Source organism: Pseudomonas sp. MYb541 (genome assembly GCF_037479595.1).
In the GTDB taxonomy this organism is placed as follows: domain Bacteria; phylum Pseudomonadota; class Gammaproteobacteria; order Pseudomonadales; family Pseudomonadaceae; genus Aquipseudomonas; species Aquipseudomonas canadensis.
This window is the reverse complement of the sequence record NZ_JBBGYS010000009.1, coordinates 95,080-110,507: the sequence shown is the minus strand read 5'-3', so window position 1 is coordinate 110,507 and position 15,428 is coordinate 95,080. Positions and strand designations below refer to the sequence as shown.

11 protein-coding genes are annotated in these 15,428 nt (G+C 59.5%); 8 read left to right on the top strand and 3 right to left on the bottom strand.

Annotated elements, in window-relative coordinates:
* Nucleotides 1–47: 47 nt before the first annotated feature.
* The 3 genes from WH299_RS08045 to WH299_RS08035 all read left to right on the top strand — a co-directional run bounded on the left by WH299_RS08045 (nucleotide 48) and on the right by WH299_RS08035 (nucleotide 4,174).
* Nucleotides 48–1,319 carry a YeaH/YhbH family protein gene (locus WH299_RS08045; RefSeq protein ID WP_015886179.1) on the top strand — a complete coding sequence of 424 codons (1,272 nt, stop codon included), beginning with the start codon at nucleotides 48–50 and terminating at the stop codon, nucleotides 1,317–1,319.
* On the top strand, nucleotides 1,316–2,881 hold the full coding sequence (locus tag WH299_RS08040) for a SpoVR family protein (protein WP_122729430.1): 1,566 nt from the start codon (nucleotides 1,316–1,318) through the stop codon (nucleotides 2,879–2,881). The genes WH299_RS08045 and WH299_RS08040 overlap by 4 nt, the downstream gene beginning before the upstream one ends.
* A gap of 63 nt (nucleotides 2,882–2,944) precedes the next feature.
* Nucleotides 2,945–4,174 (top strand): multifunctional CCA addition/repair protein, encoded by a 1,230-nt coding sequence (locus WH299_RS08035; RefSeq protein ID WP_339549998.1) that lies wholly within the window; start codon nucleotides 2,945–2,947, stop codon nucleotides 4,172–4,174.
* Nucleotides 4,175–4,231: 57 nt separating this feature from the next.
* Here WH299_RS08035 and folK read toward each other — a convergent pair whose 3' ends face one another.
* Nucleotides 4,232–4,750: a 2-amino-4-hydroxy-6-hydroxymethyldihydropteridine diphosphokinase gene (gene folK, locus WH299_RS08030; RefSeq protein ID WP_122729434.1), complete on the bottom strand. Its 519-nt coding sequence runs from the start codon at nucleotides 4,748–4,750 to the stop codon at nucleotides 4,232–4,234.
* On the bottom strand, nucleotides 4,741–5,094 hold the full coding sequence (gene folB, locus WH299_RS08025; RefSeq protein WP_339497796.1) for a dihydroneopterin aldolase: 354 nt from the start codon (nucleotides 5,092–5,094) through the stop codon (nucleotides 4,741–4,743). The genes folK and folB overlap by 10 nt, the downstream gene beginning before the upstream one ends.
* A 74-nt stretch (nucleotides 5,095–5,168) precedes the next feature.
* Here folB and plsY point away from each other — a divergent pair, with 74 nt between their 5' ends.
* On the top strand, nucleotides 5,169–5,738 hold the full coding sequence (plsY, locus tag WH299_RS08020; protein WP_010206988.1) for a glycerol-3-phosphate 1-O-acyltransferase PlsY: 570 nt from the start codon (nucleotides 5,169–5,171) through the stop codon (nucleotides 5,736–5,738).
* A 33-nt stretch (nucleotides 5,739–5,771) separates the two neighbouring features.
* On the opposite strand, the gene tsaD is transcribed toward plsY, so the two are convergent.
* Entirely contained in the window at nucleotides 5,772–6,797 is a 1,026-nt protein-coding gene (tsaD, locus tag WH299_RS08015; RefSeq protein ID WP_028618170.1) for a tRNA (adenosine(37)-N6)-threonylcarbamoyltransferase complex transferase subunit TsaD, read from the bottom strand.
* Between the two features lie 202 nt (nucleotides 6,798–6,999).
* Here tsaD and rpsU point away from each other — a divergent pair, with 202 nt between their 5' ends.
* The 4 genes from rpsU to WH299_RS07995 all read left to right on the top strand — a co-directional run bounded on the left by rpsU (nucleotide 7,000) and on the right by WH299_RS07995 (nucleotide 15,417).
* Nucleotides 7,000–7,215 carry a 30S ribosomal protein S21 gene (gene rpsU, locus WH299_RS08010; RefSeq protein ID WP_002551877.1) on the top strand — a complete coding sequence of 72 codons (216 nt, stop codon included), beginning with the start codon at nucleotides 7,000–7,002 and terminating at the stop codon, nucleotides 7,213–7,215.
* A gap of 445 nt (nucleotides 7,216–7,660) precedes the next feature.
* Nucleotides 7,661–9,634 carry a DNA primase gene (gene dnaG / locus WH299_RS08005; RefSeq protein ID WP_339550016.1) on the top strand — a complete coding sequence of 658 codons (1,974 nt, stop codon included), beginning with the start codon at nucleotides 7,661–7,663 and terminating at the stop codon, nucleotides 9,632–9,634.
* 67 nt (nucleotides 9,635–9,701) lie between these two features.
* On the top strand, nucleotides 9,702–11,552 hold the full coding sequence (gene rpoD, locus WH299_RS08000) for an RNA polymerase sigma factor RpoD (RefSeq protein WP_028618173.1): 1,851 nt from the start codon (nucleotides 9,702–9,704) through the stop codon (nucleotides 11,550–11,552).
* Nucleotides 11,553–11,673: 121 nt separating this feature from the next.
* Nucleotides 11,674–15,417: an EAL domain-containing protein gene (locus WH299_RS07995; protein ID WP_122729442.1), complete on the top strand. Its 3,744-nt coding sequence runs from the start codon at nucleotides 11,674–11,676 to the stop codon at nucleotides 15,415–15,417.
* Nucleotides 15,418–15,428: the final 11 nt, after the last annotated feature.

The following is a 15,428-nucleotide window of genomic DNA, read 5'->3' as shown; positions in this document are numbered from 1 at the left end:
GCTCGCGGCTTGAAGCTTGTAACGTGAAGCTGCCCGGAGGGCTCCCCATGAGCTATGTGATCGACCGACGCCTCAATGGCAAGAACAAGAGCACGGTAAACCGCCAGCGTTTCCTGCGGCGTTACCGTGACCACATCAAAAAGGCCGTCGAAGAGGCCGTCAGCCGCCGTTCCATCACGGACATGGAGCACGGCGAGCAGATTAGCATTCCTGGACGGGACATCGACGAACCGGTGCTGCACCACGGCCGGGGCGGCAAACAGACCGTCGTTCATCCCGGCAATAAGGAATTCACGACCGGCGAACATATCCAGCGCCCCCAAGGCGGTGGCGGCGGTAAAGGGCCGGGCAAGGCGGGCAATTCTGGCGAAGGCATGGATGAGTTCGTGTTCCAGATCACCCAGGAAGAATTCCTCGAATTCATGTTCGAAGACCTGGAACTGCCCAACCTGGTCAAACGCAACCTGACCGGCACCGACACCTTCAAAACCGTGCGGGCCGGGATCAGCAACGAGGGTAACCCGTCCCGCATCAACATCATCCGCACCCTGCGCTCGGCCCATGCGCGGCGCATCGCCCTGTCGGGCAGCAGCCGCGCCAAACTGAGGGACGCCAAGGAAGAGCTGGCACGGTTGAAGCGTGAAGAGCCGGACAACTTCGGCGATATCCAGGAAATAGAGGCGGAAATCGAGAAACTAAGCGCACGTATTCACCGCGTGCCATTCCTCGACACCTTCGACTTGAAATACAACCTGCTGGTCAAACAACCCAACCCCAGCTCCAAGGCGGTGATGTTCTGCCTGATGGACGTGTCGGGCTCCATGACTCAAGCCACCAAGGACATCGCCAAACGCTTCTTCATTCTGTTGTACCTGTTCCTGAAGCGGAACTACGACAAGATCGACGTCGTATTCATCCGCCACCACACCAGCGCCCGAGAAGTCGACGAAGAGGAATTCTTCTACTCGCGGGAAACCGGCGGCACCATCGTTTCCAGTGCGTTGAAACTGATGCAGGAGATCATGGCCGAGCGCTATCCGGCCAATGAATGGAACATCTACGCCGCCCAGGCCTCGGACGGTGACAACTGGAACGACGACTCCCCAATCTGCCGTGACATCCTGATCAACCAGATCATGCCGTTCGTGCAGTACTACACTTACGTTGAAATCACCCCCCGTGAGCACCAGGCCCTGTGGTTCGAATACGAGCGCATCGGCGAAGCCTTTGCCGACACGTTCGCTCAGCAGCAACTGGTCTCGGCCGGCGATATCTACCCGGTCTTCCGTGAACTCTTCCAGCGCAGGTTAGTGACATGACCGCCAAAAAAGAGCAAAGACGCCAACCGATCTCCACGGGTTCCGAGTGGACCTTTGAACTGATCCAGGCCTATGACCGGGAAATCAGCCGCATTGCGGCGGGTTATGCCCTGGACACCTATCCCAACCAGATCGAGGTGATTACCGCCGAACAGATGATGGATGCCTACGCCTCGGTCGGCATGCCACTGGGTTATCACCATTGGTCCTACGGCAAACACTTCCTCAGCACCGAAAAGTCCTACACCCGCGGTCAGATGGGCCTGGCCTACGAGATCGTGATCAACTCCGACCCTTGCATCGCCTACCTGATGGAAGAGAACACCATCTGCATGCAGGCGCTGGTGGTGGCGCATGCCTGCTATGGGCATAACAGTTTCTTCAAGGGCAACTACCTGTTCCGCACCTGGACCGACGCCAGTTCGATCATCGATTACCTGGTGTTCGCCAAGCAGTACATCATGCAATGCGAGGAGCGCCACGGCATCGATGCGGTGGAGGACCTGCTCGACTCCTGCCATGCGCTGATGAACTACGGCGTCGACCGCTACAAACGCCCGTATCCGATCTCCGCCGAGGAAGAACGCCTGCGCCAGAAGGAGCGTGAGGAACACCTGCAGAAACAGATTAACGACCTGTGGCGCACCATTCCCAAGCGCGCCGGCAAGAATAGCGACAAGGATAATGCGCGCTTCCCCGCCGAACCGCAGGAGAACATCCTCTATTTCCTGGAAAAACACGCGCCGCTGCTGGAACCCTGGCAGCGGGAAATCGTGCGTATCGTGCGCAAGATCGCCCAGTACTTTTATCCACAACGCCAAACCCAGGTGATGAACGAAGGCTGGGCCACGTTCTGGCACTACACGTTGATGAATGACCTGTATGACGAAGGCCTGGTCACCGACGGTTTCATGATGGAGTTCCTCACCTCCCACACCAGCGTGGTGTTCCAGCCCGGCTTCGACAGCCCTTACTACAATGGCATCAACCCCTATGCCTTGGGCTTTGCCATGTACCGCGATATCCGGCGCATGTGTGAACACCCCACCGAGGAGGACCGCCGCTGGTTCCCGGAAATCGCCGGCAGCGATTGGCTGTCCACCATAAAATTCGCCATGAGCAGCTTCAAGGACGAGAGTTTTATCCTGCAGTACCTGTCACCGCAGGTCATTCGAGACCTGAAACTGTTCAGTATTCTCGATGATGACCTCAAGGATGACCTGGTGGTGCCGGCCATCCACGATGAACCCGGCTATCGCACCATCCGCGAAACCCTGGCGGCCCAGTACAACCTGGGTAACCGCGAGCCCAACGTGCAGATCTACAGCATCGATGTACGCGGCGACCGCTCGCTGACCTTGCGTCACCAGCAGCACGACCGCAAACCCCTGGGCGAGTCCACCGAGGAAGTGCTCAAGCACCTGCACAGGCTTTGGGGCTTTGATATTCACTTGGAAACCCTGCAGGGCGACCAGGTGATGAAAACCCACCACGTGCCACCGCGCACCGATCACAACGACAACGACTACGGCCGCCTGGACCTGGCCGTCGTTCATCTCTGAAACAGCAAAGCCTCCATTGGCCAGGCACAGGCGGTATCCTGTGCCGCTAATGGAGGCTTTTTCATGAAAATCTACAAAGTCGGCGGTGCGGTGCGGGATCGCCTCTTGGGTATCCCGGTGACCGATATCGACCGCGTCGTGGTGGGCGCGACTGCCGAAGAGATGCTCGCCAAGGGCTACAAGCCGGTGGGTGCTGACTTCCCGGTATTTCTGGACCCAAAAAACGGTGACGAGTACGCCCTCGCCCGCACTGAGCGCAAAAGCGGCCGGGGTTATGGCGGCTTTGTATTTCACGCCAGCCCCGAGGTGACGCTGGAAGAAGACCTGATCCGCCGCGACCTGACGATCAACGCTATGGCGGAAGACGACGACGGTAACTTGACCGACCCTTATCACGGTCAGCGAGATCTTGAAGCCCGCATTCTGCGCCATGTTTCTCCGGCGTTCGCCGAAGATCCACTGCGAGTGCTGCGTGTTGCACGCTTCGCCGCACGTTACGCGGCACTGGGGTTTATCGTCGCACCAGAAACACTTGAACTGATGCGCCAGCTCAGCGAATCCGGCGAATTGGAGGCGCTGACGCCTGAGCGCAGTTGGAAAGAAATCTCCCGCGCACTGATGGAAGACCAACCCCACGTGTTCATCCAGGTACTGCGCGACTGCGATGCACTGAAAACCTTGATGCCAGAAGTGAATATCCTGTTCGGCGTCCCACAACCGGAAGCCCATCACCCGGAAATCGACACCGGCATTCACACCTTGAGCGTGCTGGAACAAGCGGCCTTGCACCAGCAGCCCCTTACCGTGCGCTGGGCCTGCCTGCTGCACGATCTGGGCAAAGGCACGACGCCTGTGGATAAGTTGCCGCAGCACATCGCCCATGAACAGCGGGGTTTGAAGCTGGTCAAGGCCGTCAATGAACGCTTCAAGGTGCCAAGGGATTGCCAGGAATTGGCGTTGCTGGTGGGCCAATATCACACCCACGGTCATCGTGCGCTGGAGCTGAAAGCCTCGACGTTGCTGGAGTTGCTGCAAAGTTTCGACGTTTACCGTCGGCCGCAGCGCTTTGAGGAATTCGTGGTCGCTTGCGAAATGGACGCCCGAGGCCGCAAGGGTCTGGAGCAGAGAAGTTATCCACAAGCGGATTATTTGCGTGGGGCCGCGAAGGCAGCTCGCGAAGTGGCCGTTGCCCCCTTGCTGGAGAAGGGTTTCAAAGGCCCTGAGCTGGGCGAGGCGCTCAAGCGCGAACGGCTCAAGACCCTAAAAATCTACAAAGAACACCACGCACTGTAGGAGCCCGGCTTGCTGGCGATAGCGAGCTCAGGAACGCCATCGCCGGCAAGCCAGCTCCTACAGGAGAATGTTCGGCGTGAGTTGCTGGCCCTGCCATTCAAATGCGACAGGCGCCAGCACCTGGTCAATCTGCGCCTCGCGCCACAACTCGGCCAACGTCTTGCCCGCCTCAGGGTGCACACGTTCCGGCGCCATCAACGACAGCGGCCACAGCACAAAGGCGTTCTTGAGGATTTCTACACGCGGCAGGATCAATCCATCGAAGTTACCCACCAGATCGCCGTACAACAGCACATCGATATCCAGCGGCAGGCCCTTGCGATCCGGCGCGTAGCGACCGTTGTCGGCCTCGATGAGTTTCAACCGCCGGTCCAGCTCCATCAGCGGCAGGTCGGTGTAGGCCGACACCACCAGATTAAAGAACGGCCCGCTCTTGATGCCCACCGGCTGGCTTTCAAACACCGCTGAACAGCGCACATCCGTCAAAAAACTCGCCAGCGCATCCAGGCCAGCGCAGAGGTGAGACTCGCGCTCGATATTGCTGCCTAGACCTAGGTAAACCTGAGTTAGCGGCATCCGCGCTCGATCTCCACGCCCACACCCTTGGCCGCCGGAACGGCGCCTGGCTTGGTCAACTTGAGGTGCAACCAGGGAATCTGAAATTCACTCATCAGCACTTCGGCCAACCGTTCGGCAAAGGTTTCCACCAATTGGTACTGGGATAGTTCGGCAAAGGCCTGGATACGCGCGGATACACTGGCGTAATCCAGCGCCAACGTCAGGTCATCACCGGCCGCGGCCGGGCGGTTATCCCAGGCGAAGCTCAGGTCCAGGCGCAGACATTGACGGATTCCGCGCTCCCAGTCGTAGGCCCCGATCACGGTGTCGACTTCCAGGCCTTCGATAAACACTCTGTCCAAGCACTCTTCTCCGCAGCACGACAAGGGCGCGATGCCCCGTTAGAATCAGGGCGTCCTCGCCCGGAATAGTTAGCATGTTTTGGTCACTGGCGATTTTCGCCTACCTGCTCGGCTCGCTGTCCTTCGCCATTTTGCTCAGCCGCCTGACGGGAAATCCCGACCCGCGAATGAGTGGCTCAGGCAATGCCGGTGCCACCAATATGTTGCGCCTGGCCGGCAAGAAACTCGCCGTACTGACGCTGCTGGGCGACCTCTGCAAGGGCCTGTTGCCCGTGCTGATCGCCAGCCTCGCCGGCTTGACCCTGCAACAGCAGGCCTGGATCGGCGTATGCGCGGTCCTCGGCCACCTGTTTCCCCTGTACTTCCGCTTTCGCGGCGGCAAAGGCGTCGCCACGGCAGCCGGCATGTTGCTCGGGATCTACCCGCCGGCGGCGTTGCTGGCCGTACTCGCCTGGCTGCTGACGTTCTACCTGACCCGCACCAGCTCGCTCGCCGCGTTGATCGCCACCCCGCTCACCCTGCCGCTACTGGCCTGGCAAGAACCGGCGGCACTGCTGCCAATGAGCGTGCTGACACTGCTGATCGTCTGGCGCCACCGGGGCAATTTACGCGACCTGTTTGCCGGGCGCGAACGGCATTTTTAAATACCGTCGATGAGCCCGGCCCACCTTGCAGCCTTACAACGGCGACAACTGCTCCATCGGCCAGCGCGCCTGCACGCTGATTGCAAGACTTTCATGCTGACCAGCCTGCAGGCGCTGGCAACCGGCATAGGCGATCATCGCGCCGTTGTCGGTGCAGAACTCGGGGCGCGCGTAGAACACGTCGCCCTTCATGTCGCCGAGCATTTTTTCCAGCGAAGTGCGCAAGGCCTTGTTGGCGCTGACGCCGCCTGCGATCACCAGGCGCTTCATGCCCGCCTGTTTCAAGGCGCGCTTGCACTTGATGGTCAAAGTCTCCACCACGGCCTGCTGGAACGCCAGAGCGATGTCGCAACGGGCTTGCTCGCTGTCGTCTCCGGCGCTGACGCTTTGCTGCCAGGTGTTCAGCGCAGAGGTTTTTAAACCGCTGAAGCTGAACATCAGGCCCGGGCGATCGCACATTGGTCGCGGGAAGGTGTAGCGACCGGCAACACCTTTTTCGGCGAGACGGGCGATTTCCGGACCACCGGGATAATTGAGGCCCATCATCTTCGCGGTCTTGTCGAAGGCTTCGCCGGCGGCGTCGTCCAAGGATTCACCCAAAAGGGTGTATTGGCCGATTCCGTCCACCTGAACCAACTGCGTATGGCCGCCGGAAACCAACAATGCGACGAACGGGAACTCTGGCGGTGTTTTTTCCAGCATCGGTGCCAGTAAATGGCCTTCCATATGGTGCACGCCGAGGGCCGGAATACCCCATGCAAATGCCAGCGCCTGGGCACAAGAGGCCCCAACCAGCAGGGCTCCGACCAATCCGGGGCCTGCGGTGTAGGCGATGGCGTCGATCTCGGTCGGCACGCAGCCGGCCTCATCCAACACCTGGCGGATCAGGGGCAGCATGCGCTTGACGTGATCACGGCTGGCCAGCTCCGGCACCACGCCACCATAGGCACGGTGCAGGTCGATCTGACTGAACAGTGCATCGGCCAAGAGCCCGCGTTCACTGTCGTAAAGTGCGACACCGGTTTCGTCGCAGGAGGTTTCAAGTCCCAGTACTAGCATGGGTTTGCGCCTTGTAGAGGCTGAATTCGAAGGCGAGCATAATAGTCGCCACTCCCCCTCCCGACTAGCGGTTTTCGATCAGAGGCTTTGCATTCCGGGCAATGAGGGGTTAACATCCGCAACCCTTAAAAACCGACGACCTCAGCCGCGAATTTTTTGCGACGAGAACGTTGATCCCGGTAATGAAAGAAGGTAGCTCTGGATGCCAGCCGTCAAAGTTAAAGAGAACGAACCCTTCGACGTAGCTCTGCGTCGTTTCAAGCGCTCCTGCGAAAAAGCCGGTGTACTGGCTGAAGTTCGTAGCCGCGAATTTTACGAGAAGCCAACTTCTGAGCGTAAGCGTAAAGCAGCAGCCGCTGTTAAGCGTCACGCCAAGAAAGTTCAGCGCGAACAGCGCCGCGCCGTTCGTCTGTACTAATACACAGACGTTCATAGCAAGCTTCTGCCAAGCCCGGCCCTCAGCCGGGCTAATGGCATTTGCGGATATCGCTTGATGCTTCACTGTTGACGCCGCACATGCGACCGATACAACTGCTTCACACGTCAGGACTGGCTCTTTTGCCAGCGGTGCACGTCTCTTCTGACGAGCCTATCAAGGCTACTGACGAGCACACTTATTCTTCAAACAGGCGATCAACAGTATCGACTGTGCCCGACGACGAGCTTCCGAGGCCGCCATTGGCCAAGACCGGATGCCGGGGCAACATTTCCATGCCAAAAACCTGATTGAAACTAACGTCAGTGAATGAACGGCAGATACACTTCCTGAATGCCCAAGCAGACAACTGATGAACGAGCCACGCACTGCGTGCGCTTGAGCAATCATTGGGCCCTCATTGACACGCAGTGATGACGAGAACGCCATGGCCGGGCTGATTCCCCAGAGCTTTATTGACGACCTTCTGAACCGCACCGACATCGTCGATGTTGTCAGCTCGCGCGTGCAACTGAAAAAAGCCGGCAAAAACTACACCGCCTGCTGCCCGTTCCACAAAGAGAAAACCCCGTCATTCAGCGTCAGCCCCGACAAGCAGTTCTATTACTGCTTCGGCTGCGGCGCAGGCGGCAACGCCCTGGGTTTTCTCATGGACCACGACAACCTGGATTTCCCCCAGGCTATCGAGGACCTGGCAAAAACCGCGGGCATGGAAGTCCCTCGGGAAGAAAGCGGGCGGCCGCACAAGCCGCGCCAACCCACTGATTCGCCGCTTTACCCGCTGCTGACGGCAGCTGCCGACTTTTACCGTCAGGCGCTTAAAAGCCATCCGCAGCGCAAGGCCGCCGTCGACTATTTGAAAGGTCGCGGCCTCACCGGGGAAATCGCCCGGGACTTCGGCCTGGGGTTCGCCCCGCCCGGCTGGGACAACCTGTACAAGCACTTGAGCAGCGACACCCTCCAGCAAAAAGCCATGATCGACGCCGGCCTGCTGGTGGAAAACGCCGAGACCGGCAAACGTTATGACCGCTTCCGCGACCGGGTGATGTTCCCGATCCGCGACAGCCGCGGGCGCATCATCGCCTTTGGTGGCCGAGTACTGGGGGACGACAAACCCAAGTACCTGAACTCCCCGGAAACTCCGGTATTCCATAAGGGGCAGGAGCTCTACGGCCTGTTCGAGGCGCGCAAGAACAACCGCAACCTCGATGAGATCATCGTGGTTGAGGGCTATATGGACGTGATCGCGCTCGCCCAACAGGGCCTGCGCAATGCCGTCGCCACGCTGGGCACCGCGACCAGCGAAGAACACATGAAGCGCCTGTTTCGCGTGGTACCCAGCGTGCTGTTCTGCTTCGACGGCGACCAGGCCGGCCGCAACGCCGCCTGGCGCGCACTCGAGGCCACGCTGTCGAGCCTGCAAGACGGACGTCGCGCACGCTTCCTGTTCCTGCCCGAAGGCGAAGACCCGGATACCCTGGTCCGCTCCGAAGGCACTGACGCCTTCCGCGCGCGCATCAACCAGCATGCACAACCGCTGGCCGACTACTTCTTCCAGCAACTGACCGAAGAAGCCGACCCGCGCTCCCTCGAAGGCAAGGCCCACATGGCCACCCTCGCGGCGCCGCTGATCGACAAGGTTCCCGGCGCCAACCTGAAATCACTGATGCGCATGCGCCTGCAGGAAATCACCGGGTTAAGCGGCGAAGCCGTCAGCCAACTGGTGCACAACGCGCCGCATGACGCACCGCCGCCGACCTACGACCCAGGCATGGATTACGACGCCATGCCGGACTATTCCGACTTCCATCAACCGCAGGAGGCCTACGCGCCCCAGCAGGACTGGACACCGAAAAAGTCTGGCAGCGACGGCAAGAAATGGGAAAAGAAACCCTGGAGCAAGAATGGCAAGCGCGGAGACCGTGACGAGGCTTATGCCCCGCGAACGCCTGTCGCCGTAGAAGCGCCAACGCTCATTGCCCTGCGCACGCTCATCCATCACCCGCAACTGGCGGAAAAGGTCGAGAGTGCTGATCATTTTGCCAATGCGAGCAACACTTACGCCCAGGTACTGATCGCCTTGATCGAGGCGGTACAGAAAAATCCTAAGCTAAACTCAATCCAGTTGATGGCGCGCTGGCACGGCACCGAACAGGGCCGACTATTGAAAGCCCTCGCGGAAAAGGAGTGGCTAATTGACGGCGATAACCTTGAACAACAGTTTTTAGACACCATTACTAGGTTATCCGCGGGTCAGCACACGCAGACCCTCGATGACCTGATCAAGAAAGCAAGGCAGCCGGATTTATCGGCTGAAGAGAAGATTCAGATAGCAAAACAGATGCGCGACCTCTTAAAACAGAACGTTTGCACATCAAACCCGACCTCAACTGGCGCGTGAGGTCATAGCTCAGGTATAATCCTCGGCTTGTTTTTTGCCCGCCAAGACCTTCAGTGGATAGGGTGTTATGTCCGGAAAAGCGCAACAGCAGTCTCGTATCAAAGAGTTGATCGTTCTCGGTCGTGAGCAGGGTTACCTGACTTACGCGGAGGTCAACGACCACCTGCCTGAGGATATTTCAGATCCAGAGCAGGTGGAAGACATCATCCGCATGATTAACGACATGGGGATCAACGTATTCGAAGCTGCGCCAGATAAGGATTCCCTTATGCTGGCGGACGCCGATACCGACGAGGCTGCCGCTGAAGAAGCGGCCGCCGCGCTGGCTGCTGTGGAGACCGATATCGGTCGTACCACCGACCCTGTGCGCATGTATATGCGTGAAATGGGCACCGTCGAGCTGCTGACACGTGAAGGCGAAATCGAAATCGCCAAGCGTATCGAAGAGGGCATTCGTGAAGTGATGGGCGCAATCGCGCACTTCCCTGGCACGGTTGACCATATTCTCTCCGAGTACACCCGCGTCACCACCGAAGGTGGCCGCCTGTCCGACGTGCTGAGTGGCTACATCGACCCGGACGACGGCATTGCGCCGCCTGCCGCCGAAGTGCCGCCACCAGTCGACGCCAAGGCTGCGAAAGCGGACGACGACTCCGAAGACGACGACGCTGAAGCCAGCGGCGACGACGAAGATGAAGTTGAAAGCGGTCCAGACCCAATCGTCGCTGCCCAGCGTTTCGGTGCGGTTTCCGATCAAATGGAAATCACCCGCAAGGCCCTGAAAAAGCACGGTCGCGCCAACAAGCAGGCAATCGCCGAGCTGCTGGCCCTGGCTGAGCTGTTCATGCCGATCAAGCTGGTGCCGAAGCAATTCGAAGGCCTGGTTGAGCGGGTTCGCAGCGCCCTGGAGCGCCTGCGTGCACAAGAGCGTGCGATCATGCAGCTCTGTGTCCGTGACGCGCGCATGCCGCGTGCCGACTTCCTGCGTCAGTTCCCGAGCAACGAAGTAGATGAAAGCTGGACCGACGCACTGGCCAAGGGCAAGGCGAAATACGCCGAAGCCATTGGTCGCCTGCAGCCGGACATCATCCGTTGCCAGCAAAAGCTGCAAGCATTGGAGACCGAAACCGGTCTGACGATTGCCGAGATCAAGGACATCAACCGTCGCATGTCGATCGGTGAGGCCAAGGCCCGCCGCGCGAAGAAAGAGATGGTTGAAGCGAACTTGCGTCTGGTGATCTCCATCGCCAAGAAGTACACCAACCGTGGCCTGCAATTCCTCGACCTGATCCAGGAAGGCAACATCGGCTTGATGAAGGCTGTGGACAAGTTCGAATACCGTCGTGGTTACAAGTTCTCGACTTATGCCACCTGGTGGATCCGTCAGGCGATCACTCGCTCGATCGCCGACCAGGCCCGCACCATCCGTATTCCGGTGCACATGATCGAGACGATCAACAAGCTCAACCGTATTTCCCGGCAGATGTTGCAGGAAATGGGTCGCGAACCGACCCCGGAAGAGCTGGGCGAACGCATGGAAATGCCTGAGGATAAAATCCGCAAGGTATTGAAGATCGCTAAAGAGCCGATCTCCATGGAAACCCCGATTGGTGATGACGAAGACTCCCACCTGGGTGACTTCATCGAAGACTCGACCATGCAGTCGCCAATCGATGTCGCCACCGTTGAGAGCCTGAAAGAAGCGACTCGCGACGTACTGTCCGGCCTCACTGCCCGTGAAGCCAAGGTACTGCGCATGCGTTTCGGCATCGACATGAATACCGACCACACCCTTGAGGAAGTCGGTAAGCAGTTTGACGTGACCCGTGAGCGGATCCGTCAGATCGAAGCCAAGGCGCTGCGCAAGTTGCGCCACCCGACGCGAAGCGAGCATCTGCGCTCCTTCCTCGACGAGTGATACCAGAACCCCCGGCCCAGGCCGGGGGTTTTGTTTTGTATCGATAAAACCTTGCGCAACACCCCTCCCCCGCAATGCCCGTCTACACTCGAAACATTCCCCGTGCCATAACGAGACCGTTATGCCCAGATTGCCGGCTGTGTTTTTGCTGTGGCTGCTGACCTGGACCGCAACGGCTGGCGCGTTGACTCTTAGCGATGATGAGCGTGACTGGCTGGCGGACCATCAGGAGTTGCGCCTCGGGGTGGATGCGTCATGGCCACCCTTTGAATACCGTGACGAAAGTGGCCGCTACCAAGGCTTGGCGGCAGATTATGTGCGCCTGATCCAGGATCGCCTCGGCGTGCGCGTCAAGTTGATTGAGCCTGCAAACTGGAGTGCGGTCCTGGAGCAGGCCCGCAACAACCAACTCGACCTGCTGCCGGGCATCATGTCCACACCGGAACGCCAGGGCTATATGGCGTTCACCCGGCCTTACCTGGACTTCCCCATCGTTATCTTGGCCCATGAAGGTGGCGCCAAACCGCGCACCCTGAAAGACCTCTACGGCTTGAAGATTGCCGTGGTGGAAAACTACGCCCCCCATGAGCTGCTGCGCACCCATCACCCCGATCTCAACCTGGTGGCCATGCCGAATGTCAGCTCGACGTTGCAAGCCCTCGCCACCGATGAAGTAGATGCAGTGGTCGGCGATCTCGCCTCCAGTGTCTGGAGCCTGCGCCAACTCAAGCTCGATGGCTTGTACGTCAGCGGCGAAACCCCCTACCGCTACCAACTGGCGATGGGCGTACCGCGTGACAATAAAATGCTGGTGGGCATCCTGGACAAGGTACTCGCGGACCTCAGCCCGCAAGAAACCGACGCCATCCAGCAACATTGGGTCGGCAGCTTTACCGATCACCGCACCTTCTGGACCGACCTGCTGCTTTACGGGCTGCCTGCCGTGCTGTTGCTGAGCACCGTGTTGGCCGTGGTGATTCGGATCAACCGTCGTCTCAGTTCGGAAATTTCCCGCCGTGTCGCCCTCGAACAGGAGCTGCGCAGCAGCGAGTACCACTATCGCGGTTTAGTGGAGAGCCTGTCCGCCATCGCCTGGGAAGCCAATGTCACCGATTTCACCTACAGCTACGTGTCGCCCCACGCCGAAGAATTGCTGGGCTATCCGCGCGCCCATTGGCTGATCCCGGGGTTCTGGCGCAACATCATTCACCCCGCCGACCTGACCCGCGCCGAAGCCTACTGCTATCGCGAAACCCGCGCCAACCGTGACCACAGCATTGATTACCGAGTGATCACTGCTGACGGCCGTTGCTTGTGGGTGCGCGACATTGTCAGCCTGATCGAACATGGTCATGAGCCGGTTCTGCGCGGCTTGATGATCGATATCAGTGAGGCTAAGCGCACTGAAGAGGCTTTGCAGCTGTCCGAGCAGAAATTCGCCTCGGTGTTCCAGCAATGCCCGGACATGCTGGTGATTGCACGGCTGTCTGATGGCTGCCTGCTGGAAGTGAACAAGGCATTCGAAGACCAGATTGGCCTGACGGCCGAACAGGTCGTTGGTAAAGCCGCCACCGAGCTGAATATCTGGGGCATCAAAGGCGTCGGTCCCGACCTGCTGCAACGGGTGCAGACCACTAGCATCCGCAACCTGGAAATGCCCTTTCTGCGCAGCAATGGTCAGGCGTTCACTGGGCTGATCTCCGCCGAGCCGTTCCAACTCGACACCACAGAGGCCATAGTTGTGGTGGTGCGCGACATCACCCAACTCAAGGAAACCCAACAACAACTGCAAACCTCCGAAGAGAAATTTGCCAAGGCCTTCCACGCCTCCCCCGACGGCTTGCTGCTGAGCCGACAGCGCGATGGGTTGTTGATTGAAGTGAACGACGGTTTCAGCCGGATCACCGGCTTCACCAGCGCCACCTCTCTCGAACAATCCACCTTGGACCTGGGCATCTGGGTCGACCTCAACGAACGCAAACACATGCTGGAGATGATGCAGCGTGATGGTTTTGTGCGTGACTTCATCTGCCATATACGCCGCAGCGATGGGCAGATCCGCTTGTGCGAGCTGTCCAGCCGCCCGCTGCCGATTGGCGATGAAGACTGCATGCTGACCATCGCGCGGGACATCACCGAGCGCCAGTTGATGCAGGAAAAACTGCAACAGGCCGCCACGGTGTTCGAGAGCACGGCCGAAGGCGTGTTGATCACTGACACCCGGCAGAACATCAGCGCCGTCAACCGTGCCTTCACCGAGATCACCGGCTACAGCGAGGCCGAAGCCCTCGGCCACACCCCGCGCCTGCTGGCCTCCGGCCTGCATGACAGCGCCTTCTATGCCGCCATGTGGCATCAGTTGACCGCCCAGGGACACTGGCAAGGCGAGATCTCCAACCGCCGCAAGAACGGCGAAGTGTACCCAAGCTGGTTGACGATCAGTGCCGTGCGCAACCGCGACCAGTTGATCACGCACTTCGTCGCGGTGTTTGCCGACATCTCCAGCCTCAAGCTGGCTCAAGCCCGCCTCGACTACCAGGCGCATCACGACCCGTTGACCGGCCTGCCCAACCGCACGCTGTTCGAAAGCCGACTGCAAGCGGCCCTTAACGGGCACCAAGAAACGGGCAAACAAGGCGCCGTGCTGTTTCTCGACCTGGACCGCTTCAAACACATCAACGACAGCCTCGGCCATCCGATCGGCGACTTGCTACTCAAAGACATCGCCGTGCGCCTCAAGGAACAACTGCGCGACATCGACACCGTCGCCCGCCTGGGCGGTGACGAGTTCATCATCCTGCTCCCCGGCCTGCAGCACGCCAGCGACGCCCAGTACCTCGCCAATAAACTGCTGGCCTGCTTCACCCCCCCATTCCAGGCCGGTGAGCACGAGTTTTTTATCAGCGCCAGCATCGGCACCAGCCTCTACCCCGAGGACGGCACCGACGTCGCCACCCTGGTCAAGAACGCCGACGCGGCGATGTATCGCTCAAAGGCCAAGGGCCGTAACCGGGTCGAAAGCTATACCCGCGACCTGACTGCCCAGGCCAACGAACGCGTGGCACTGGAGCACGAACTGCGCCGCGCCATCGAGCGCGATGAGCTGAGCCTCTACTACCAGCCCAAGCTGAGCCTGACGACCCACGAACTGATCGGCGCCGAAGCCCTGATACGCTGGCGCCATCCCACCTTTGGCGACGTGCCCCCCGAACACTTCATCGCCCTGGCCGAAGAAAACGGCATGATCCTGCAGATTGGCGACTGGGTGCTGGAACAAGCCTGCCGGCAAATGCACGCCTGGCAAGGCCACTTCGACGATTTCGGCCCGCTGTCGGTCAACCTGGCCGGCGCGCAATTACGTCATCCCGGCTTATTGGGCCGCATCAAACAGCTGCTGCATGACTACCAACTCGACCCCGGTCGCCTGCAACTGGAGATCACCGAAAACTTCATCATGAGCCAGGCCGAAGAAGCGCTGGAGGTGTTGCACCAGCTCAAAGAGCTCGGCGTACAGCTTGCCATTGATGACTTTGGCACCGGCTATTCATCCCTCAGCTACCTCAAGCGCCTGCCCCTGGACTTCCTCAAGATCGACCAATCCTTCGTCCGCGGCCTGCCCGACGACCCCCACGACGCCGCCATCGTCCGCGCCATCATCGCCCTGGGCCACAGCATGCAATTCACCATCATCGCCGAAGGCGTGGAGAACCCCGCACAGCAAGCTTTCCTGGCCGCTGAAGGCTGCGAACAGATGCAAGGCTACATCGTCAGCCTGCCGCTACCGCCGGAGCTTTTTGCTGCTACGTTTCTTCGTATGCGCATTGAGGATTATTCGGATGGCACAGCGGGTAAACCATCGTTATAATCCGCGACCTA